This window comes from Corallincola holothuriorum, assembly GCF_003336225.1.
Lineage (GTDB): Bacteria > Pseudomonadota > Gammaproteobacteria > Enterobacterales > Neiellaceae > Corallincola > Corallincola holothuriorum.
In genome coordinates this window covers 341,438-363,602 of sequence record NZ_QPID01000001.1, presented here as the reverse complement: position 1 = coordinate 363,602, position 22,165 = coordinate 341,438, and the positions used below count along the sequence as shown (strand labels likewise).

General features: G+C 47.8%; 14 protein-coding genes. 2 read left to right on the top strand and 12 right to left on the bottom strand.

Annotated features, from left to right (window positions below; genetic code table 11):
* Positions 1-115: 115 nt before the first annotated feature.
* The 10 genes from DU002_RS01450 to DU002_RS01405 all read right to left on the bottom strand — a co-directional run bounded on the left by DU002_RS01450 (position 116) and on the right by DU002_RS01405 (position 15,014).
* Positions 116-2,440 carry an efflux RND transporter permease subunit gene (locus DU002_RS01450; protein ID WP_114336571.1) on the bottom strand — a complete coding sequence of 775 codons (2,325 nt, stop codon included), beginning with the start codon at positions 2,438-2,440 and terminating at the stop codon, positions 116-118.
* A 10-nt stretch (positions 2,441-2,450) separates the two neighbouring features.
* Complete coding sequence (locus DU002_RS01445) at positions 2,451-3,470, bottom strand: WD40/YVTN/BNR-like repeat-containing protein (RefSeq protein WP_114336570.1); 1,020 nt, start codon at positions 3,468-3,470, stop codon at positions 2,451-2,453.
* Positions 3,471-3,528: 58 nt separating this feature from the next.
* Positions 3,529-4,890 carry a DUF1329 domain-containing protein gene (locus DU002_RS01440; RefSeq protein WP_114336569.1) on the bottom strand — a complete coding sequence of 454 codons (1,362 nt, stop codon included), beginning with the start codon at positions 4,888-4,890 and terminating at the stop codon, positions 3,529-3,531.
* Between the two features lie 17 nt (positions 4,891-4,907).
* Positions 4,908-7,043 carry a DUF1302 domain-containing protein gene (locus DU002_RS01435; RefSeq protein ID WP_114336568.1) on the bottom strand — a complete coding sequence of 712 codons (2,136 nt, stop codon included), beginning with the start codon at positions 7,041-7,043 and terminating at the stop codon, positions 4,908-4,910.
* Positions 7,044-7,305: 262 nt separating this feature from the next.
* Positions 7,306-7,524 carry a DUF2835 family protein gene (locus DU002_RS01430; RefSeq protein WP_114336567.1) on the bottom strand — a complete coding sequence of 73 codons (219 nt, stop codon included), beginning with the start codon at positions 7,522-7,524 and terminating at the stop codon, positions 7,306-7,308.
* A gap of 35 nt (positions 7,525-7,559) precedes the next feature.
* Complete coding sequence (pepN, locus tag DU002_RS01425) at positions 7,560-10,178, bottom strand: aminopeptidase N (RefSeq protein WP_114336566.1); 2,619 nt, start codon at positions 10,176-10,178, stop codon at positions 7,560-7,562.
* A complete protein-coding gene (gene nhaC, locus DU002_RS01420; protein WP_114336565.1) occupies positions 10,178-11,662 on the bottom strand; it encodes a Na+/H+ antiporter NhaC in 1,485 nt (494 codons plus the stop codon). Before nhaC ends, pepN begins: the two co-directional genes overlap by 1 nt.
* Before the next feature lie 141 nt (positions 11,663-11,803).
* On the bottom strand, positions 11,804-13,864 hold the full coding sequence (gene prc / locus DU002_RS01415) for a carboxy terminal-processing peptidase (RefSeq protein ID WP_233496361.1): 2,061 nt from the start codon (positions 13,862-13,864) through the stop codon (positions 11,804-11,806).
* A 10-nt stretch (positions 13,865-13,874) separates the two neighbouring features.
* Positions 13,875-14,510 (bottom strand): RNA chaperone ProQ, encoded by a 636-nt coding sequence (gene proQ / locus DU002_RS01410; RefSeq protein WP_114336564.1) that lies wholly within the window; start codon positions 14,508-14,510, stop codon positions 13,875-13,877.
* A 42-nt stretch (positions 14,511-14,552) separates the two neighbouring features.
* Complete coding sequence (locus DU002_RS01405; protein WP_170308606.1) at positions 14,553-15,014, bottom strand: GAF domain-containing protein; 462 nt, start codon at positions 15,012-15,014, stop codon at positions 14,553-14,555.
* Between the two features lie 122 nt (positions 15,015-15,136).
* On the opposite strand from DU002_RS01405, the gene DU002_RS01400 reads away from it, so the two are divergent.
* Complete coding sequence (locus DU002_RS01400; RefSeq protein ID WP_114336562.1) at positions 15,137-16,930, top strand: ABC transporter ATP-binding protein; 1,794 nt, start codon at positions 15,137-15,139, stop codon at positions 16,928-16,930.
* Here the strand turns inward: DU002_RS01400 and DU002_RS01395 are convergent.
* Together DU002_RS01395 and rluC are read right to left on the bottom strand one after the other, a co-directional pair.
* Positions 16,927-17,592, bottom strand: coding sequence for an HAD family hydrolase (locus DU002_RS01395; protein WP_199405135.1), 666 nt, complete (start codon positions 17,590-17,592; stop codon positions 16,927-16,929). The genes DU002_RS01400 and DU002_RS01395 overlap by 4 nt on opposite strands.
* Positions 17,592-18,620 (bottom strand): 23S rRNA pseudouridine(955/2504/2580) synthase RluC, encoded by a 1,029-nt coding sequence (gene rluC / locus DU002_RS01390; RefSeq protein ID WP_114336560.1) that lies wholly within the window; start codon positions 18,618-18,620, stop codon positions 17,592-17,594. Before rluC ends, DU002_RS01395 begins: the two co-directional genes overlap by 1 nt.
* A 486-nt stretch (positions 18,621-19,106) precedes the next feature.
* On the opposite strand from rluC, the gene rne reads away from it, so the two are divergent.
* Positions 19,107-22,052 carry a ribonuclease E gene (rne, locus tag DU002_RS01385; RefSeq protein ID WP_114336559.1) on the top strand — a complete coding sequence of 982 codons (2,946 nt, stop codon included), beginning with the start codon at positions 19,107-19,109 and terminating at the stop codon, positions 22,050-22,052.
* The last annotated feature ends 113 nt before the right edge of the window (positions 22,053-22,165 follow it).

Sequence of the window (22,165 nt, the reverse complement as noted above, 5' to 3'; positions counted from 1 at the left end):
TTTGAACTGGTCTTTAGCTCTTAGGTTAGCTTAGATATGAGATCCTACAATGTGTCCAATCACTTGTTTTGTTTCGCAAACTTTACAAAAAAGGCCGCAAATGCGGCCTTCTCGATTACTTGCTTTGTTTTGGCCAAAAGAAACTGGCCAATGCGGGGAGTAAAATGATCGCACCGAGCATGTTCACCAAGAACATAAAGGTTAACAAAATACCCATATCGACCTGAAACTTGAGCGCCGAGAAAAACCAAGTACTGACACCGATAGCGAGGGTGAAGCCGGTGAAAAGTACGGCATTACCACGCTCTCGCAGTGCTTCTAAATAGGCCGTCTTAACCGATACGCCCTGGCTTAACCGCCCGACCATGGTCGACAAAATATAGATACCGTAATCAACCCCAATGCCAACACCAAGAGCGATCACCGGTAACGTTGCGACGGTCAAACCAATGTCTAATATGGTCATCAATGCCTGAGCCATCGTCGACACGACATAAAGCGGCAACACAACTGAGATCGTTGCGCGTAAAGAACGGAAGCTGATCAAGCAGAGAATAATCACTGCGCTATAAACGTACAGCAACATTGGCGCTTGTGCTGCGCTGACCGCTTCATTTTTAGCAGCCATCACCCCTACCGGACCCGATGCTAACCTAAATCTAAGATCCGGACGTTCATATTCGCGACGTAGTTCTTTTACCGCGTCAACCACGTCTTGTATCGTCTTAGCTTTATGATCCTTAAGGAAAATATAGATAGGTAGCACACTGCAGTCACCATTGAGCAATCCTGAAGAGGTCGGGACCCGGGCGACAGTTTGAACCAATGAAGCGGTTTCAAACGGCAGCGTTCGCCAGCGAGCACTGCCCTCGTTATACCCTTCATTCACCTTCTTTGCGATACTAGGCAAACTAACAACTGATTGCACCCCAGGTAAGCTACTTAGGCGCCATTGAAATTCATCAATGGCATTCATGTACTCATGGTAAGTACAGGCTTCCTCTTTGGTTTCCGTAATCACGGTAATAATGTCAACACTGACAGAAAATTTTTCTGTGATTAAGAAAGTATCCTGATTATAACGACTATCCGCATGTAACTGCGGCGCCCCCGCCTGTAAGTCACCAATTTGCATCTTCTCAGCGTATTTCCATGATGCGCCAAACAAGACAGCTGCACCTATCAGGATTACCGCAGCGACCCGTTTATCGGCACACATAGCAGCGATCTGGAACAGCCAGTTCACTCTAGAAACCCGAGGTTCCGTATGACAATCTGCGTTTGCTGATTTGAACGTATAACTAAGTAGTACTGGCAGTAAAATGAGGTTGGTTAAAATAATAACGGCAACACCTAAGCTAGCTGTAATCGCTAGCTCACGGATTATTCCGATATCTATAGAAAGAATGGTGAGAAAACCGATCGTATCGGAGAGTAAGGCTATCCCACCTGGTACCAGCAATCTGCGGAAGCTGAGTTGTGCGGCTTCTTTCCCTGTCATTCCCTGACTGCACAACCGACCAACCGAATTGATCATCTGCACGCCATGACTCACACCAATAGCGAACACCAGAAACGGCACTAATATCGACATAGGATCTAAGCCGAAGCCAAGCACAGTCAGCAATCCGACCTGCCAAACGACAGCGACGAGAGAGCATGACAACGCCAATACAGTCATCGGCAGTGAGCCACTAAAAATAAACACCAAGACCGCCGTGATGGCAAAAGCGATAGCAAAAAACGTCACGACAGATTTTGCGCCATCGGCGATGTCACCGATCATCTTTGCAAAACCGATAATATGAATATCTATATCGTCATCGCCATACTCCGCGCGTATCTGTTCCTCAAGCTGCGAAGCTAGCGCCAATACATCAAGCTTCTCTCCTGTTTCAGGGTTAAACTCAAGTAAGCTGGCCCGAACCATGGCCGCTGAAAAATCTTCAGAAACAAGACGCCCGACAATACCGGCCTTATTAATATTCTCCCTTACCTTCTCCAAATCCTGCAGATCATCAGGATCAAAGTCAGCAGGAATAACCGGGCCACCGGCAAAACCGTCCTCTACAACTTCGACAAAGCGCGTGCTTGGTGAATAGACAGACGATACAGCGGTGCGATTAACACCGGGAATAAAGAACAGTTGATCATGAACTTTCTTTAATGTCTTAAAAAATTTCGGGTTAGATATATCGCCTGACTTTGCCCTTACCGCGACCAACACGGAGTTCGCACCACCAAAATCCTTTTGATGCTTCATGTAGGTTTTCATATAGGGGTGATGCAACGGGATATTCTTTATAAAACCAGCATCCATACGAAGCATGGTGGCTTGGTACAACAGAAAGCCGGTCATCAAGGCAAACAGCGTAATCACGGCCCCTCTGTGACGAAAAATAGCTAACTCGCAGAGGTCGACCGTTCTAGAAAGTCCCATTTTTACTACCTTAATTTGCCGCTTTTAGCTGCGGTTCGATCAATATGCCATCGGCGCTTGCCATCACCGGTACTGTGCCGGAGAACAAAACATCGAGTAACGCCGGGGTGGTTGACAGCTGGAAGTGTTGATTGCGCCCACTATCTCCATCAACAATATAGTAATGACCTCCATTACCTAACGCCCATACACCCGTTTCAGAATTAACCATATTGTTGATCGTGATGGGTTGGTCCAACGAGATATTTGACCACATCCCAGCTTGATATCGCAGTACCGTGCCTCGTAAACCCGCCACCATGAAATCGTGATTATTAAGCGCCAATACCGAGAAGAACGACCCCTCGTAGCTTGCCTCTAAACTATGCCAACTGGCACCATTGTCGTCACTCGCTGCAACCAGCCCCATTTCACCAACCATCACCAAACGCTCTCCCACTCTGGTGATCGCATTAAAGTGTGGTAGCAAACTGTTTAGCTCTTCAAGGTATGCTTGTTCATCCTCTAGCCGGATCTCTGTGAGATATTCACGATCTTCCTCATGTAACAGTTCCGTGAGAAATCTTTGGTGCCAATTATTACCACCGTCGGTTGTCTCTAGGTATAAACCGTAAGCGCCGACCGCAATACCGTGTTGTTCAGTGAGGAATACCAGATCCAGTAATGGGCGATCCTCTTTTAACCAGGCATGCTGGATCTCCCACGACTCACCGCCATCGATTGTGTGCAGTACGGATGCTTCATGACCAACTACCCATCCTTGGCCATCATCGACAAAAAACGAACGTGTTAATGTGGTTTTTATTGGAACCTCTAGCTGGATCCAGTTGACGCCATCATCAGACTTGAGGATATGCCCCCTCTCACCGACGGCATAATGTTGTTTCTGCGCGGAGAAAAAATCTAATGTTAACGCCTTAGTGACATTAGGCACCATAAGTGCCTTCGAATCGGAACCTGCAATTGATGAAGCAGAAAAAAGGGCTGAAGCACCAATAAGGCTCACCCAAAAACTAGCTATGCGACCCATGAAATACTCAAATTGTCAGAAAAGAAAAGCGGGTCGTCCGACCCGCTAGTGCACTTGTTTAACGGCGACCCTCTTTACGAAGTGCCGACGCACTAAATGCATTATCCTTTAGTTCTACGCCGAAGTTATACATCGCCTCCTGATTATCTAAGCCAATGGCGATATAGCGCTTCGAGTTCAAGTCATGAAAGACTTCCAGTGTCGACCAATGGGCAGGCAATTCATAATAGTTTAGCCCGTGCGCCATCGCGACCCGATAGAGTTGGTCACGGTTGTCGTACATATCGGCAACACTCACCTGCCAGCTATCTTCATCGATATAAAACACCCGCTTCTTATAGATATGGCTGATGCCTTCTTTCAGATTAGCTTCAACCACCCATACACGATGCTTTTCGTAGCGCACATATTCAGGGTTGATATGTCCTGCTTTCAAAATATCGTCATAGGCGAGTTTGTCACTATGTAACTCATAAGTATTGTAAGGAATAAGCAATTCCTTCTTACCCACCAGTGTCCAGTTGTAACGGTTTGGCGAACCATTAAACATGTCATAGTCGTCAGTCGTTCTTAAGCCATCGGCTGCTGTGCCTGGAGCATCATAAGCAACATTGGGGGCACGACGCACGCGACGTTGACCGGTGTTGTAGGTCCATGCTTGGCGTGGCGTTTTTATCTGATCCATGGTTTCGTGAACCAACAACGCCGTGCCTGCAAGGCGAGCTGGTTGGGTTACTTTTTGCTTAAATTTGAAAAGAATGTTTGTCTCTTCAAGTACTGCGGGATCGGCATTTGAATTGTTGTAGGGTAGCAACAGAGCTTCATCTAGGCCGATATAGGTATAAGAGCCATTAGCCGTCGGTGCCGCTTGCCCTGCTTTCCTAGTTAAAGCTTGGCCACGATAACGGGTCAGGTGATTCCAAATCACTTCCAGACCGTTGGCAGGAATAGGAAATGGAGTACCAATAGCGGCATTCTTTAAACCATTACCTCCATCAACCAATTCCGCTCTCGTGGCATTGGTTTTTGTCCAATCGTAGGCCACTTGCGGAAATGACGCGCTGCGCCGAGTCGGATACACGCTCATTTTAAAGCTGTCTGGGTAGGTATTAAACAGCGCGATCTGCCCTGGTGTGAGGAGTTCCTGGTGTTCCGCCAGGTTCTCTTTCGTGATGGTGTACAACACCTTATCTTCAGGATAAGGATTAGGGTGATGCATACCCGTTTCGTAAGAAGCTGGAGGGGCCGTAATGCCCCCTTCCCAAGGCGGGATACTGCCATCGGCGTTACCCGCTTTTTCGGCACCAATAGGTGTAAGAGTGTCACCCAATTTTGCCGCTTCAGCCTCTGAGACCTTGGCTTGAACAGACACTGCGAAAATCATCGAAATTGCTGACGCAACGAGAGTAATTTTTATCATTGTTGTTCTCTTCCCCGTTAGATCGAATACTTGATATTGAAAGAAACGAAGTCACGATCTTCCATACGATTGGATGTGCCTTTACCGTCCCAAAAGGTGTTGTAGCTAAAGTCAGCACTCCAACGCTGTAGATAGTCAAAGCCTACACCTAAACCGGCTGATTTGCGTTCTTCAATGAACATGAATAACGGATCGGGGGTGGTACCCGATACATCGTGAGCAAAGAACAAACGCGGTGACATATTTACGCCAGAGAACACATCATTGAAAACAAACTGTGTGCGTAAGCGGTAACCCCATGAAAAATCATCCGGGAATGGGTTTGTTTCAACACCATCCTGAACGGCCAGCTCAAGGCCTTGTTTCTCTGGGAAACCACCACTGCGATCGGTACCCGGTGCATTTAAACGAAGATCATCATGGTCTGGCATGTCATGAATATAGATGCCGCCAAATTCAACCAACGCGAAGAAATTATCTGCGCCCCATGTAGGACCAAACAGGTGCGTCAATGTAAACTGCATCTGAGTAGTATCTGACTCGACATAGCCATCAACCCAACCGCCGGGCGCCGGCGCATCAAGCTGCGAAATACCGGCTAATGCGCCGTAGGTGTCAGGGTCCGCATTTGCCAACTGCTCTGGCATAAACGCAAATAACAATTCCACATCATCGATCTGAAGAGGTTCATCTTGGCGGTGACTCACCTCACCAGCAACAGACGTATCACCAATACCGGTGTTGAAGCTCAAACCGAACATATTGATATCTTCAGGGTAAACTAAAACCCCGCGGGTAAATGCAGTCAGCTCGCTGACGTTGTCATTATCAATCGTGTTGGCTGCGATCATATTCAGATCATCAACAACACTGCTATCGCCAGCACACACGCCAGAGTTAGGATCTACACAAAAATTAGATGCATAGCCTGAGATAATCGGACGACGGCTGTGATAGTTAACATAGTAGAAGCCAAATTCAGTATCGTTTAACTCGGGAACGAACCAGCCCAGCTTAATACCGTATTGGCCGCCATCATCAGGCGTCTCCGTACCGATTTTCAGTGCTTGTTCCGTACCGGAAGCAATATACAAACCGGCTACCTGATCCTGCACTTCTGACGGCAAAACATCCCAGTTATCCATGAGCTGCTGGAGGCTCATCCCTGTTAACGCTTGGTACTGGCCATCCAAGCCGTTCAGGCGTGACACTAAGCCATCCAGATCTTGATCGGGGTTTTGCGCGAACTGTAACTGTACAGTATTCAAATGGCCGCCCGAACCAGCGAAGTCATTGGTTGAAAAGTATGAGCCGGGCGGTGGTAAGACTGACTTTTCCCAATCATATTGGTAAAAAGCTTCTAAAGTGACGTTCTCCGTCAGGCCCAAGGAGGCAAACAACATGCCTACAGGAATAAACGCCTCTCGCAGTTCTGCGCCTGGGGTTCGTAACTGTGCAATATCAACAGGAACAATTTCACTAAGACCGTGAGGAATAAAGGTACTTTCACCCCAGTTAACTACTTGGTCACCTAGACGCAAAGACAACGGCATATCGCCATTTTCGCCTAAATCAAAGTCTGCAGTAATGTAGGCATCCAGCAGTCGAATATCGCGGCAAACTTCATCTTTCGCTTCACCGTCGCGACAAGGATCATAAGACTCTCCGGTTACCGGATTATCCCATTCATCTGTGTCCATCATGGCAAAGTCATAGAAATACATGCCACGAACAAAGAGCCCGAAGTTTTGATAGTTCAACTCAAGCTCATGCACACCTTTAACGATCTGAGAAAATGAATCCCCAGCGTCATACGTCAGGTTCGCATTGTCGCTATTGGTTGAATATATCCCCGTTGGGTTGGCCCAAACTGTCGCAGGATCAAATATCGGATTAGTGACAGGATCATAACCCTGCCAATTATTGGTTGAATTATTGAATTCAGGTTGGTTTGACTTACCAATCAGATCATAGTCACGATCTTCAACCCGCCAGCTTGCACCGACGGTGAAAGTAGAGTCAAAAGAGCCCTCAATTTCACCCCAGTCGAAAGTCACTGCATTTGCGGCTTGATGGCCAGATAAGGCCAGCAGTGCGATAGAAATACCTTTGGCTATGGGTCGTCTGATAAAACGGGATTGCCCTGTTGTCATTATATGTTCTCCCCAGTAAAGCAACCCATTTGTTATTTTGAATTTCTGTATGGTTAGGTTGCATTAACACAGCATAGTTACAACAAAAGGATAACATTTCAAGTCATTAGACCAGTCTCAACGCGTGGGTTTTTAACGAATTTTTGAGCTGTGTATCGTTTTTTGAAAAACCGATTTATACACCTGTTTAAAATGCACCAACTGAGTCACGCTAGCCATGATGTTCTGCATGAAGATGGCGTTTGAAGTGAATACTCTAATATTAAGTTTTTTTGAGGCTTACGAACCTGTTTTCACTGTCTGTCTGTAATTCGAATCGCCCTTCAATCCCTCTTTGGCTTAAAAATGGGCGAAACCTGGTGGCGGGGAGCTGAATACGACGACCGTATTGATCAGAGACCAATACGGTACTTGCTTGCCCTTTGTAGAGCGCTTGAAACTCATGGAAGCTCAAACGCACATTAAAATAGTAAACAGCCATCAGTAAAATCAGTTCTTCTACAAGAATACTTGGCGCTACTGCGCCAAGCTTTTATCTACTATTTCAAACAGGTCTTTCGACAGTTCGGGCAACGCTAAAACCTCTTGCAGACATCCTTTCATTAACCCTTGTCGCGTTACGTCCATCTTTTTCCATTGGGTTAAAGGCGTGATAATTCTAGCTGCTACCTGCGGGTTGAGCTTATTCAGCTTAATCACGACCTCGGTTAGCAACTTATACCCCTCACCATCAATACGATGGAACTGGTATGGATTGCTTGCCGCAAATGTCCCGACTAAAGCTCTTACCCTATTCGGATTAGAAAAGCTAAATACCTCGTAATCAAATAAGCGGCGGATTGTAGAAATTGCGCCATCTGCCGGGCTTAAAGCTTGTATAGACAACCATTTATCCATCACCAGCGGGTCGTGCTTCCACGCCGCCTCATAACTACTTAACAGACGCTCTTTACAGCTGAGCTGCCAATGATTTGCTGCCGCCAGTAACGCCAGCTTCTCGGTCATATTGTCTACGCGATTAAAGCGCTCGACGATATCCGGCAAATGCGTTGGAGCGCCTGCGGCTAAGTAGCTAATCAATACCCCTGACAGTGAACGCTGTGCGACATCTTTAGCCGCATATTGGTATGGCCCTGGTCTTAGCGTAGCTAGCCGCGCAGAAATAACCTCACTTAGTCTTTCACCCAGACACCGGACGGCACTGTCACGTAACATAGCAAGACGGCTAATATCGCTAAAACTGCGTTGTTCAATGAGTGTTGCTACCGATGGCACCGAAAGGATTTCAGCGACGATCGCCTCATCGAGTTGCGTCGTTTTAATTAAAGCCTCGCACGCTGCGATAATAACGTCAGACAGCACCAATGAATCCAAGCCTTTCTGTTCTGCTGCAAAGATAGCCTCAGACAACAGTGACTGAAGTGCCGACCACTTAACATAAGCGTCGCTGGCGTGCTTAACCAAAAAGGCCAAGTCCGCTTCAGTGTAATCAAAATGCAGTTTTACTGGCGCTGAAAAGTTTACGAGCAAAGCTGGTGTCGGCTTCTGCTTGATCCCAAAGAACTCAAATGTTTGTGCAGTCTGCTTGAAATCGAGTACCGAATGTTGCAGCTCACCAACTTGATCGTTTAGAGGAAGCTCCTCGCCGTTGTCGGCATATAGCGCAATAGCTAAGGGGATATGCTGTGGCGCTTTCTCTGTTTGATCTGCGGTGGTCGGCGTTACTTGAGTACAGTTTAATGTATAACACTCACGCACCTCGTCGTAGCTATCCGTCACGGTTACTTCAGGGGTACCCGACTGGCTATACCAACGTCTAAATGTCGTTAAGTCGATCCCTGACGCATCTTCCATTGCCAGCACGAAGTCATCACAGGTTACAGCTTGGCCATCATGACGTTGAAAATACAGATCCATCCCTTTTCTAAACGACGCTTCGCCCAACAAAGTGTGGATCATACGGATCACTTCCGAACCCTTGTTGTAAACCGTGACCGTATAGAAGTTATTCATCTCGATCACTTGCGCAGGTCTGATCGGATGCGCCATAGGCCCGGCATCTTCAGCAAATTGCTGGGTCTGAATAACCCGAACATTCTGCAAGCGATTTACAGCAGGGCTCCCCATATCGGCACTGAACTCTTGGTCACGGAAAACCGTCAGCCCCTCTTTCAGTGATAATTGGAACCAATCGCGACAAGTGACCCGGTTACCGGTCCAGTTGTGGAAATACTCATGACCGATCACCGCTTCGATATTGTGATAATCCGTATCCGTAGCGGACTGCGGCTCTGCCAAAACGTATTTACTATTGAATACGTTAAGCCCCTTGTTCTCCATTGCGCCCATATTGAAGAAGTCGACAGCAACGACCATGTAAATATCAAGGTCATAAGCTAGACCAAAGCGCTGCTCATCCCACGCCATTGAACGCTTTAACGCGGCAAGCGCAAACTCGCCGCGTGGCTTATTGCCCTTATCTACAAACAGCTGCAATGCAACATCACGACCTTCCGTCGTGCGATAACTGTCGCACAACAGATCAAATTCACCCGCTACGAGAGCAAATAGATAACAGGGCTTAGGATGAGGATCATGCCAAGAGGCATAATGTCTGCCGTCCGGCAGGCGACCCTCTTCGGTCTTATTGCCGTTAGATAGCAAGTAACTGCATTTTTCGTCAGCTTCAATACGCGTAGTAAACACAGCAAGCACATCTGGACGATCAAGATAATAGGTTATTTTGCGGAAGCCCTCGGCCTCGCACTGCGTGCAATATGAACCTTCAGACAGATACAGCCCTTCTAGTGACGTATTTGCTTTAGGGTCAATTTCAGTGACAACAGTGACTTCAAAACACTCTGGTAACGATGATATTGTCAGTGTGGTGTCCGAACATTGAAAACGCTCAGCTGGTAACGGTTGACCGTCGATAGCCAATGACACCAACGTTAAGCCTTCACCGTCCAATACCAAGGGTTCATTGTGCCTCCCTGCTCTGCTTACTTGCATGCGGTTGGTAACGATCGCCTTGCTCTCGTCGAGTACAAAATCAAGCTCCACCGTGCTAATGGTAAAATTCGGTGGGCGATAATCTACAAGCCGTTTTACCGTTGGGGTTTGTTCTGTTTTCATCAGGCGTTATGACCTCTCGCAGCGACAACTTTGGCGTCTTTCAATGGCTTAATTTTGAAGCCGATATAGCCGTATAGCAAAGCGACCAAGGGGCTGGTCCAGTTGAAGAAACAATACATAAAGTATTCAAGCGGGTTGACCAATAATACGCTCTGCATATAGGCACCGCAGGAGTTCCAAGGGATCAGCGGTGAGGTAATCGTTCCCGCATCCTCTAACGTGCGCGACAAATTCACTGGGGCCAACCCTTTTTCAGCATATGCATCCTTGTACATACGCCCAGGCATGACGATAGCGATATATTGGTCCGCAGTAATGATGTTTGTACCGAAACAGGTCGCTAAGGTACTGGCGATAAGTGAACCAGTGCTTTTAACCGAGCGAAGCAGCGCCTTCACGATACGTTGCAGAAGACCCGTCGATTCCATCACTGCGCCGAACGTCATTGCACTGATGATAAGCCAGATAGTATTTAGCATGCTCGACATACCGCCACCACTCACCAGTTCATCAACATCGCTATTTCCAGTGTTTACCGAAATACCGTCAAACATCACCGTCCAAACCGCGTTGAGTGTTGCCATACCGCCGCGTAACTCATCGGTAGCGAACGTCGCTTGAATGAGGTCCTGTTGAAAAATCGCTGCCCATACCCCGCCAACTAAAGCACCACAAAAAACCGCAGGAAGCGCAGGTACGCGACTAATTGCCAAAGCTAATAAAACCAATAACGGCACGATATTCAGGATACTGATACTAAACTGCTCGTTTAGACCATCACTTATCGATGCGATCCGCTCTGAGGCCACGTCAGCACCTGCTCCCATGCCCATAAATGAAAAGATGATAAGTGCCAATACGATGCTTGGGATAGAGGTCCACGTCATATGACGTATATGTTCAAACAGCTCACTGCCAGCAACTGCCGGAGCTAAATTGGTTGTTTCCGATAAGGGCGACATTTTATCGCCGAAATATGCGCCTGAGATAATTGCACCCGCAGTCACCGGCAACGACAAGCCAAAACCATTTGCTACGCCGATAAATGCTACACCAACAGTGGCAGCAACTGTCCAGCTACTGCCAATACTGATTGCCACAATCACACAGATAAGACACGTCGCGGCATAAAACCAGTCCGGATGCATAATTTGTAAGCCGTAGTAGATCAACGCTGGCACTGTACCCGCCAACAGCCATGTCCCGATTAACGCGCCGACGGCCAGCAGGATCAAAATGGCACCCATAGCGATAGAGATCCCCTTCACGATCCCTTGCTCTAACTGATCCCATCGATAGCCATTCTTTAGCCCCACCAATGCCGCAATAGTGGCAGCCAATAGCAGCGCAATTTGATTCGGCCCATAGGAGGAGTTATCTCCGTAGAGCGTGACTGATGTTGCCAACATCACCACCAAACAAACAATGGGGATTAATGCGTCGACAATCGATGGCGATTTAAGCGTATCGTTTTGATTACTCATGAATTACGTCCTGGAGTGGAGGCTTTTGTGGCGGTACATCTAAAGTGTTCCGCTCAATTTTTGTATTATTTTTTATTGGTATCTATTTATGCAAAAAGCCGCAGATCTGACGATTGCGGCTTTCTAAATTAAGACTGTTTCCTAGTTGGCCTTCGCCAACCGCCCTGCTTCCACCAGATCCAGTGTGATGTAAACTGTCTCTGAAAGATAAAGGTCTTGGTCAGGCACTTTTTCTTCGTCCTTTAAGTCATCGAATGCTTCGAGTGACTCTAATGGTTTCAGCTCGTGCCGTACCCGACGCTCATTCAGCCGAGCCAAACGTTTCTTCTCTTCAGCTTCGCGTTGAGCTAGACGTTGCTTCTCGTTGAGCGAGATTGACGTGTCGTCTTTTCGTGCCCGATACTCTTCAATATCTTGATACACATATACGAATTCAGGGTTTTGAGTTAGCCTCGATTCATGCTTCTGAACCAGGCTGTCCAATGCTGGCGTCGGCTCGCCATAACTCTTGTATCGTGCTCGAGTGATTTGGTCATAAGGCAACGCATTGTCTTCTGTGCTTTCACCAAACTCTCCAGGGCGAACTTCACTAGGGAATTTGATGTCCGGAACAACACCTTTATTTTGCGTGCTGCCACCACTGATACGGTAGAACTTAGCAATGGTGTACTGGATATCACCCATAGGAGAATCGTACAGGTCATATATTCGACCGATACCTTTATGCTGTTGCACAGTCCCCTTACCAAACGTTTGCTCACCGACAACCAAGGCGCGACCGTAATCCTGTAATGCCGCAGCAAAGATCTCAGAAGCAGAAGCGCTGTAGCGGTTAACCAAGACAGTCAACGGGCCTTGGTAAAGCTTCTCATTGTCGACATCAACTTTTTCTTCAATGCGTCCGTTCTGCGAACGAACCTGTACCACAGGGCCACTATCAATAAACAGACCCGTCAGCAGTTTGGCCTCTTCTAAAGAGCCTCCGCCATTATTGCGTAGGTCGATAATCAAGCCGTCAACGTCTTTAACTTCATTAAGCTCAAGCAGCAATTTTTGTACGTCTTTACTGAGATTGACATAAAAACCCGGTATCTCAATCACCGCAACTTTCTTGCCCTCGTACCCTTCAAGTTCTGCTTTCTCATACGTCAGTTTTGCGGCACGATCTTCAAGGCGGATCTTGTCACGTACGATGGTGACAACCTTGCTCTTAGCATCACCACCTGCATTTTCTGTCATGATCTCGAGTCTGACTTCGGTGCCCTTAGGGCCCTTAATCAAATCAACCACATCATCTAAACGCCAGCCGACAATATCGACCATCTCTTTGCCCTCTTGGGCAACTCCCACAATCTTGTCCTGTGGAGCCAACTGCTTACTTTTTTCAGCAGGGCCACCTTTGACAAGACTTCTAATCACTGTGTAATCATCTGTCGATTGCAACACAGCACCAATACCTTCAAGTTGAAGATTCATCTCCATCTTAAAACGATCAGCATTTCTCGGGGAAAGATAAGATGTATGCGGCTCTATCGAGCGGGCGAATGCATTGATAAATGTTTGGAAAACATCTTCACTCTGAGCTTGTGTGAGACGCTTAATGGCATAGTTATAACGCTTACTTAATAACTCTTTGATCTCATCAGGCGTCTTACCAGCAAGCTTTAAGTTTAACGCTTCATACTTAACCCACTGTCGCCATAGTTCATCAAGCTCTGCGCTATTTTTGGCCCAAGGCGCATCCTCACGCTCATAGACATATTTGTCGTCAGTATTAAAATCGAAAGGCTTATCCAACAAACTCAATGCATATACGTAGCGATCATAGCGGCGCTTTTGAAAAACGTCGTAGATCTCGTAAGCAGGTGCCAATTGCCCTTTCTTCAACGCGCTATCTAGTTCAAAGCGGTACTTTTCAAACGCCTCAATGTCACTAGCGAGGAAGATATTCCGCCGAAAATCTAATTGCTTAAGATATCGGTCTAATATCTGCGAAGACATCTCATCATTTAACGCGATCTTTTTGTAATGCGAACGTTGAAACGTATTAGTGATCCGCATTGCAGCATCTTTATGCTGACTTTGCTGCACCAATGCTGGCAAGCTCGATTCGTCATACTTTGGCGCAAGCGCATAGGCGGATGCAGATAACAAGCCACCGATGAGCAGCGAAGTAACGCTATGAGTGATGAGTCTCTTCAAAAGGAATCCTCTATTTTTCAACTTTTAAGTGCGTTGGTTGCACTTTTAACACCATACCAGTGCTCAACCGTACCTGCACTTCGTCTTTACCAATGTCAGTAATGATCCCTTTTACAGGACGAGTCCCTAAGGTCATCACTACCGACTGATCAACAGAAAGCGCATCTATTGATACGTCTTTAAGCTCTGGGGCTTTAGTCTTAGGGGACGAAGATTTAGGTTTGGTTCCCCGCTTGGGGATAGATTTTGCTACTTTGGCCGCTTTTGCTTTTTTCTCGGCGCTTTTTTCAGCCAGGCGCTGTTTTCTGCGTTCAGCTGCACGCTGCTTACTTTCGGTAACCTGCACAGCGGCATGCTCTGCATGTTCTAATGACACCACCCCGGCAGATGCGCCGTCGAGGTCAACTCGTTCAACACCCTCTTTTACGCATTCTAAATAGCGCCACCCGCTGGTGTAACGGCGCAGTGCGACCCTGAGTTGAGTTTTGCTGACAGTTTCATTATCAGCAAAACGCTCTGCCAAATCTTGAAATATGCCAATCTTAAGAGGCTTAGCTTCACCACTTGTTGTAAAACAACTAGGGAACGTATCCGTTAACAACTTAAGGGTGTTCTCAATCGACTGAGCTTTACTTTGGTTTTCCATTAAACTTTTCCGTTAGGTCCTTATTTGCGTTTGTCTGTCTCACTACTGAGAGAGTGCGCTCTCAATAATATCGGCAAAAACGCTCAAGCCTTTTTCATCTTCTAGATCAAATCGGGCAAGGTGTGGACTATCTATATCCAGCACCGCAAATACCGCCCCATTTAAGTAAATAGGTACAACCAGCTCAGAATTACTGGCTGCATCACATGCTATATGACTTTCAAACTGTTCCACGTCGTCGACACGGATAACTCGCCGCTCACGCGCTGCAGCACCACAAACACCTCGATTAAAAGGGATTCGATAACAGGCTGGTTTGCCTTGAAACGGCCCCAGCACAAGCTCTTCGCCCTTGGCGAAGTAAAAACCAGCCCAGTTGATGTCTGGCAAGCGCTGCCATATCAACGCAGACAAATTAGCCAACACCGCTATATGATCCGTTTCACCTTCGATTAATGCCGCAGCCTGCAGCTGAAGCTCCCGGTAAAATTCTTGTTTGCTCATAATTCCGCCATGTTACATCGCTAGCCGGACAAAACTACCCGATTTTTTGGGCAATGGGAATGGACATGCTAACCTCTCGCGCCTTATTAATGCATTTTTAACGTAAATAATTCGATAACTGGATGAAAGATAGACAACCCCGCCTGCTAAGTTGGCAGTGGATAAGCAATGAGATCCGCGGTTTTAAGCGCCCTTTACTAATCGCTAATGTCGTCGCCATTCTAGCAACCGCGTTAAGCGTCCCAGTACCTCTGCTTATGCCATTAATGGTTGATGAAGTACTGCTAAATAACCCGGGAAGCACACTAGATACCCTCAATATGCTGCTGCCAACTAGTTGGCAAAATGCGACGGTTTATATCACTTTAATATTCGTGCTCACCGTGGCGCTGCGGATCAGTAGCGTACTACTGAGTGTGTTACAAAGTCGCCAATTCACCATCATATCGAAAAGTTTGACCCTAAAGCTCCGGCAACGCCTGCTGCAGCAAATACAACAGATCTCTTTAAAGGGCTATGAAACCATCGGTAGTGGTGGCCTTAGCTCCCACCTAATCACCGATGTCGACACCATTGATCGGTTTGTAGGTGAAACCCTAAGCAAACTCATTATTAGCGGCCTGACGATACTCGGTACGGCGGTGATCCTTCTGTTGATCGATTGGCGCCTTGGTCTTTTCATCTTGCTGTGTAACCCGATCGTTATCTATTTTTCTAAGATACTGGGAAGCAAAGTTAAAGAACTAAAAAAGGATGAAAACTCCGCCATCGAGCTGTTTCAGCAGTCACTGGTAGAGACGCTGGATGCGATTCATGAGATACGCACGGCGAATAGAGAAAAGCATTACCTCAAGCGCATCGCCGAGCGTGCTGGTAACGTCAAACATCGGGCAATTGAATTTGGATGGAAGAGTGAAGCGGCGGGCAAGCTAAGCTTTCTTGTTTTTCTCATTGGTTTTGAGCTGTTCAGGGCGGTTGCCATGTTGATGGTAGTTTTCTCTGACCTGACGGTGGGCCAGATATTTGCCGTGTTTGGCTACTTATGGTTCATGATGACACCGGTCAATGAGTTACTCGGTATGCAGGTCGCCTTCTACAGCGCTAACGGTGCCCTGCAGCGACTCAACAAGATCTTTACTTACCCAACTATTCCCGAGCAAAACGGTAACGCAGATCCGTTTACAAAAGGAGAGCCCGTTGCTATCAACGTGAAGGGGCTTACCTTTAACTATGAAGACGACAGAGAGATCCTACGCGGTATCAATTTGGACATTGCTGCCGGCGAAAAGATCGCTATTGTTGGTGCCAGTGGCGGCGGAAAATCAACCCTGATCCAACTGCTACTCGCGCTTTATCCCAAGAGCAGTGGCAGTATTAGCTATGGCGGCTGCGAAATATCCAACATAGCCCCCGACGCCTTGCGTGAAAATATTGCCACCGTCCTGCAACACCCTACGCTATTTAATGACAGCATCCGTAATAACCTGTGCATGGGAGAGCATTACTCTTCTGATGCCTGCTGGGACGCACTTAAGGTTGCCGAGCTCGCCGATTTCGTAGCCGAGATGGAATTAAACCTGGATACACCTATCGGCACGCGGGGGGTCAGACTTTCCGGTGGTCAGCGTCAACGTATAGCCATAGCCCGCATGGTATTGCGTAACCCTGCTATTGTGATTTTAGATGAAGCGACATCTGCACTCGATACAGAAACCGAAGCTAAAGTTCATAGCAATCTAAAAAGCTTCCTTCAGCAGCGTACAACAATTGTCATCGCCCATCGCCTGAGTGCGGTTAAACAAGCCGATACTATCTATGTATTTGAAGATGGACAGATCTGTCAGTCGGGGCGCCACCATGAGTTAATCAGTGCCGAAGGCGTGTACCGGACCTTATATGGTGGCGAAGATACTTAGCAGGGTTGCAGCAGGCAATCTCTGAGTTCGGCCACCGAATCAACCAATGCTAAGCTCGAAAATGGCAGCAAGCGCTCCTTTGGTTGAGCCCCATAAGTTACCCCGATGCTTTTTGCGCCTGCATTTTCCGCCATCTGCAGATCATAGTCTGTATCGCCAATCATCAACGTCTTCTCTGGCTTAACATTAAAGATAGCCATGAGTCGGTGTAACATGTCGGGGTGAGGCTTTGACTCCGCTTCATCAGCACAAATAGTAGCGTGAAAATATTGCCCTACCCCAGTCTCTTCCAGCACTCGGTCTAAGCCTTTTCGCGATTTACCTGTGGCGACAGCAAGCTGCTTTTGATTGCGCTGAAGTAACGCCAGCAGAGCGGAAGAACCAGCAAACATGGGCATGGGTTGAGGATTATCGACAACAAATTGTTGTCTATAGTGGTCCATCAATTCGTCACGCTGTTGCGCTGTGATGGACGCAGGCCTGAATAACTCTGTAAATGCTTGATCGAGGCTCAAACCGATAATGCCTGCCGCAGCCTCGTCCGATGGCACAGGCAATCCACTTAGCGCAGACGCTTTCTGTAAACTGGATACGATACGCGCCGTTGAGTCCATCAACGTGCCGTCCCAGTCAAAAACGATCAGATCAAACTTTCCAACCACTATTTCGCTTTCCTACGTTGATTTGCCCGTTTACGGGATGGTTCACGTGGTATTTGCGGGGCGTGTTCCTCTACGCCAATACGCTCCACTACCTTTAATAAGGGGGCGTCTAACGGCGCTTCTATAAACAGTGTGGTTTCATCTTTGGGGTGAGCAAAGCGAATCTCAGCCGCATGGAGAAACAAACGTGAGCAACCAAGTTCAGACATCGCCTTGGTAAAGGGCTCACTACCATACTTAGGGTCACAGGCAATAGGATGACCAGCGGCTGCCGTATGAACGCGTATCTGATGAGTACGACCAGTCACAGGGCTTGCCTGAATCAAGGTGGCGCCCTTTAAGCGTTTAAGGATCTTAATTCGTGTTTCAGAAGGCTTCCCGTCGGGGTTCACTCTGACCACCCGTTCACCACTTTGCAGTTCATTTTTTTGCAGCGGATAATCACACACTTTTCGACGTTCCGGCCAACGTCCCTTTACCAAGGCGAGGTAATTTTTCTGCACCGTTTTGTCTTGCAGTTGACGGTGTAACGCACGTAACGCTGATCGCTTCTTAGCGACTAACAAAATGCCGGACGTTTCCCTATCAATGCGGTGAACAAGTTCCAAATACCTGGCATCAGGGCGTAACGCACGCAATGCCTCAATAACGCCAAATTTCAAACCGCTGCCGCCATGAACAGCAATACCTGATGGTTTATTGATCGCCAGTAGCCAGTCATCTTCATACAAGATGCATTGCTCTAACTTAGCAACCTGATCCAGTTTGGCCGAAATATCGGGCGTTTCTCTTTCAGCAACGCGCACCGGCGGGATACGAACTTCATCGCCCGATGTCAGTTTATATTCAGCTTTTATCCGTTTGCCATTAACACGAACCTCACCTTTTCTGATGATCCTGTAGATCAGACTCTTTGGTGTGCCCTTAAGTTTTAGGCGGAGATAATTGTCTATACGTTGGCCCACATGATCATCGGTGATGACCACTTTTTGGACCTGGGGACGTGGTAAATCTGTGCTCTGTGTCATGGCGCGAGAGTCTATCAGAAAGCGTTTAAGATTGCCTGTTCCAAGTGGGGTTGCTATAGTTCGTCGACGTTCGCCTGATTAACGCCCAAAAACAACCGGCAAGCAGGCAACGCTTAGGCATCATATCGCGTAATTTAACCGCACGTTAAGCTTGGTTCCATGAATTTATCGCCCATTTGTATTCGTTCCGGGCGGAACCAACCTACCTCGTCGGATTACGCCTCTGTGCTCTGCCAAAGAAAAGTTTCGTCCTTTAAGAGACGCCATAGCGCATTATGCTGGACGATTTGCGAGCTACTGGAACCTATTCCTGATCGTTGCTTCCCTGAATATAGAGCAGCGGTTTTAAAAATTGGAGCCGACCATGAGTCGGCAAGCACTGTGTCATACAACCGGGAGGTTGCAAGGGACCGGCGTAATACCAGCGCACGTCATAATCGGCGTAATGGGCTGTGGCTACAATATATGAGAAGTTGAGCCACACGCATGAAAAGAATGCTTATTAATGCAACGCAGGAAGAAGAACTCCGCGTTGCGCTTGTCGACGGTCAAAAGCTGTACGACTTAGATATTGAAAATCCGAATCAAGAACAGAAAAAAGCCAATATCTACAAAGGTACAATTACCCGCGTAGAACCCAGTCTTGAAGCTGCTTTTGTAAACTATGGTGCTGAACGCCACGGTTTCCTGCCTCTAAAAGAGATTGCTCGTAGCTATTTCCCTAAAGGTTATGAGTTCCAAGGCCGCCCTAATATTCGCGAGATCATCAAAGAAGGCCAGGAAGTACTCATTCAGGTCGACAAAGAGGAACGCGGTAATAAAGGTGCTGCACTGACGACCTTTGTCAGTTTGGCAGGCTCTTATCTGGTACTTATGCCAAATAACCCTAGAGCAGGTGGTATCTCTCGCCGTATTGAAGGTGATGAGCGCTCTGAGCTGAAAGCGGCACTTAGCGAACTTGATGTGCCTAACGGTATGGGCCTCATCGTACGTACTGCCGGCGTTGGTAAGTCAGCGGAAGAGTTAAAGTATGATTTAACTAACCTGCTTAACCATTGGACGCGCATTGACGAAGCGGCCAAAGCCACTAAAGCCCCAGCCCTTATCCATCAGGAAGGCAATGTCATCGTTCGCGCTATCCGTGATTATCTGCGTCGCGATATTGGCGAAGTGATTATTGATAACCCACACGTTTACGAGCAAGGAAAAGCACACATCTCGCAAGTGCGTCCCGACTTCGTACAACGAGTGAAGCTTTATTCCGGTGAAGTACCGCTGTTCTCTCACTACCAAATTGAAAGCCAGATCGAATCAGCGTTTCAACGTGAAGTTAAATTACCTTCTGGTGGCTCTATTGTTATCGATCCGACAGAGGCATTGACGTCAATCGATATCAACTCGGCTAAAGCGACCAAAGGTAGCGATATTGAAGAAACAGCAGTCAATACCAACCTGGAAGCTGCTGACGAGATTGCTCGCCAGTTGCGCCTGCGGGATGTGGGTGGCTTAGTCGTTATCGACTTTATCGATATGTCTCCTGTACGTAACCAGCGCGCAGTAGAAAACCGTCTACGTGACGCCGTTCGCCAAGACAGAGCAAGAATTCAGCTAGGTCGTATTAGCCGTTTCGGCCTGTTAGAGATGTCACGCCAGCGACTACGCCCGTCACTGGGTGAATCAAGTCAAAATGTCTGTCCTCGCTGTGATGGCGCCGGTAGCATTCGTGGTGTGGAATCCATTGCACTGTCTGTGCTTCGTCTTATCGAAGAGGAAGCGATCAAGGAAAATACCGCGCAGTTACATGCCCAGGTACCTGTAGAAGTCGGAACTTATTTACTCAACGAAAAGCGTGCTGCGATCAGGGGTATTGAAAAACGTAACCGTGTTGGCGTGATCATCATTCCAAACCAGCATATGGAGACACCCAAATATCAGGTGACTCGTTTACGTAAAGACGATATTCAAGAAGATTCGAGCTACGCGATGATTATGCCGGCTGAACAGCCGGAGCCGACAGTTTCGGCTACCGTTGGCGAAGTAGCCACCCGCGCACAGCCTGTGCTGCAAGGGTTTACAACACCAGCAGCGAGTGCACCCGCACCGACCGAAACAGTCACAAAGACAAAAGCACAACCGCAAAAAGCAAAGGCCAACGCTAAGAAGGCAAAGGACAAGAACCCCGGCATCATCGCCGTTATTATTGCTGCTATTGCCTCTCTGTTCGGCGCTAAGCCAAAGAAAAAGAGCAATAAGAGTAAGCGCCCCCATGGTGACAGAGGGCGTCAGCAATCCCGTGGCAAAAACAGCAGTCGCCGCCGTAATAACGAGCGCGATAACAGTCGTCGCCAGCCGCGAAATGAGCGCAAGAAGGGTGATGACACAAAGCCAGCTGTAGCGGCCAAAGATAGCCGTGGCGCGTCAGAAGATAAGCCGCAAAAGAACGAACGTCGCCGCAATCGTGGTAGAAAGCAGCAAAACCGTGTTGAAGGTGCGCAACAGTCGACCACTGATTCAGTGGCTACTGATAAGAACGAAAGCACAGCTAAACCTGCAACACAAAAACAGGAGCAGGTCGCAAAGCGTCGTCAGCGCCGTAACTTACGCAAGAAGGTTCGTGTAAGTTCAGAAGCCACACCAGTGCCAAGCAAGAAAGAGCAGTTACCAGAACTCGCTCCTGTTGCTGAGCAGGTCTCTGAAGATCCGGTAGGCGCCCGTTATCCTGAAGTTGCTGCCGAGCAAGTTGCTGAAGTAGCCGCTAACGAGACGCCAGTAGTAGAAAGCAGTGCCGACAACACCCAAGACGCACCTGCGACTGTTGAACAGACAGCTTCTATTGAAACTAAGGCGAACGTTGCGAGCGAAGAGCATACAGCCGCTGAAACCGTTGACGTTACCGCAGCAGCTCCTGAAGAAGCGCCAGTCAAAGAGACGACAGCGACTGACAGTGAAGTTTCGATCGAGCTCTCTGAGCCGGAAGTCTCTGAGCAGGTCGAATCGGCTAGCGTAGAAGTTGAGGCACAGCAAGGATCTGACGTAACAACAGATCCTGTTGTTGAAAAAGCCGCTGAAGACGCATCGGTTGCGTCTGATGACAAAGCTAGCGAAGTAGTCGAGTCAGCGATTGAGCCAGAAGTGGAAGCCACAGAGCAAGTGGTCGCAAGTGACACGCCTGTGGTAGTTGAGGCAGCAGCAGAGCCAGTTAGCTCCGACGCTAAATCAGCCGATGATATTGTCGTTTCTACCACTCCAGTCAGTCGCTACGCAACTGCGGTATCTAGTCAAATGGCGAAGCCGACACCTGCGACATTATCAGGTGTGGATGCCTCGATTATTGAGCGCCGTTTCGGCCAAGGTGCCGGCGGTAGTCAAGGCGTATCGACGTTAAAAGCCAAAGATCAGGCTACAGCAGGTCCAACCAAACCTGCAATCTAAGGGCCATTGCCAGAGCAAAAAGCCGTGCTATTTAGCACGGCTTTTTAATTTCCACTGATGGCGTACAGCCTAGTGATTCGCTAGATCCTTTACATTTAGTTTGAGTTAAATAC

Bases quoted from the DNA above. Each gene is read 5' to 3' on its own strand.
- DU002_RS01450 (WP_114336571.1), bottom strand. From the start codon at position 2,440: ATGGGACTTTCTAGAACGGTCGACCTCTGCGAGTTAGCTATTTTTCGT.
- DU002_RS01445 (WP_114336570.1), bottom strand. From the start codon at position 3,470: ATGGGTCGCATAGCTAGTTTTTGGGTGAGCCTTATTGGTGCTTCAGCC.
- DU002_RS01440 (WP_114336569.1), bottom strand. From the start codon at position 4,890: ATGATAAAAATTACTCTCGTTGCGTCAGCAATTTCGATGATTTTCGCA.
- DU002_RS01435 (WP_114336568.1), bottom strand. From the start codon at position 7,043: ATGACAACAGGGCAATCCCGTTTTATCAGACGACCCATAGCCAAAGGT.
- DU002_RS01430 (WP_114336567.1), bottom strand. From the start codon at position 7,524: ATGGCTGTTTACTATTTTAATGTGCGTTTGAGCTTCCATGAGTTTCAA.
- pepN (WP_114336566.1), bottom strand. From the start codon at position 10,178: ATGAAAACAGAACAAACCCCAACGGTAAAACGGCTTGTAGATTATCGC.
- nhaC (WP_114336565.1), bottom strand. From the start codon at position 11,662: ATGAGTAATCAAAACGATACGCTTAAATCGCCATCGATTGTCGACGCA.
- proQ (WP_114336564.1), bottom strand. From the start codon at position 14,510: ATGGAAAACCAAAGTAAAGCTCAGTCGATTGAGAACACCCTTAAGTTG.
- DU002_RS01405 (WP_170308606.1), bottom strand. From the start codon at position 15,014: ATGAGCAAACAAGAATTTTACCGGGAGCTTCAGCTGCAGGCTGCGGCA.
- DU002_RS01400 (WP_114336562.1), top strand. From the start codon at position 15,137: ATGAAAGATAGACAACCCCGCCTGCTAAGTTGGCAGTGGATAAGCAAT.
- rluC (WP_114336560.1), bottom strand. From the start codon at position 18,620: ATGACACAGAGCACAGATTTACCACGTCCCCAGGTCCAAAAAGTGGTC.
- rne (WP_114336559.1), top strand. From the start codon at position 19,107: ATGAAAAGAATGCTTATTAATGCAACGCAGGAAGAAGAACTCCGCGTT.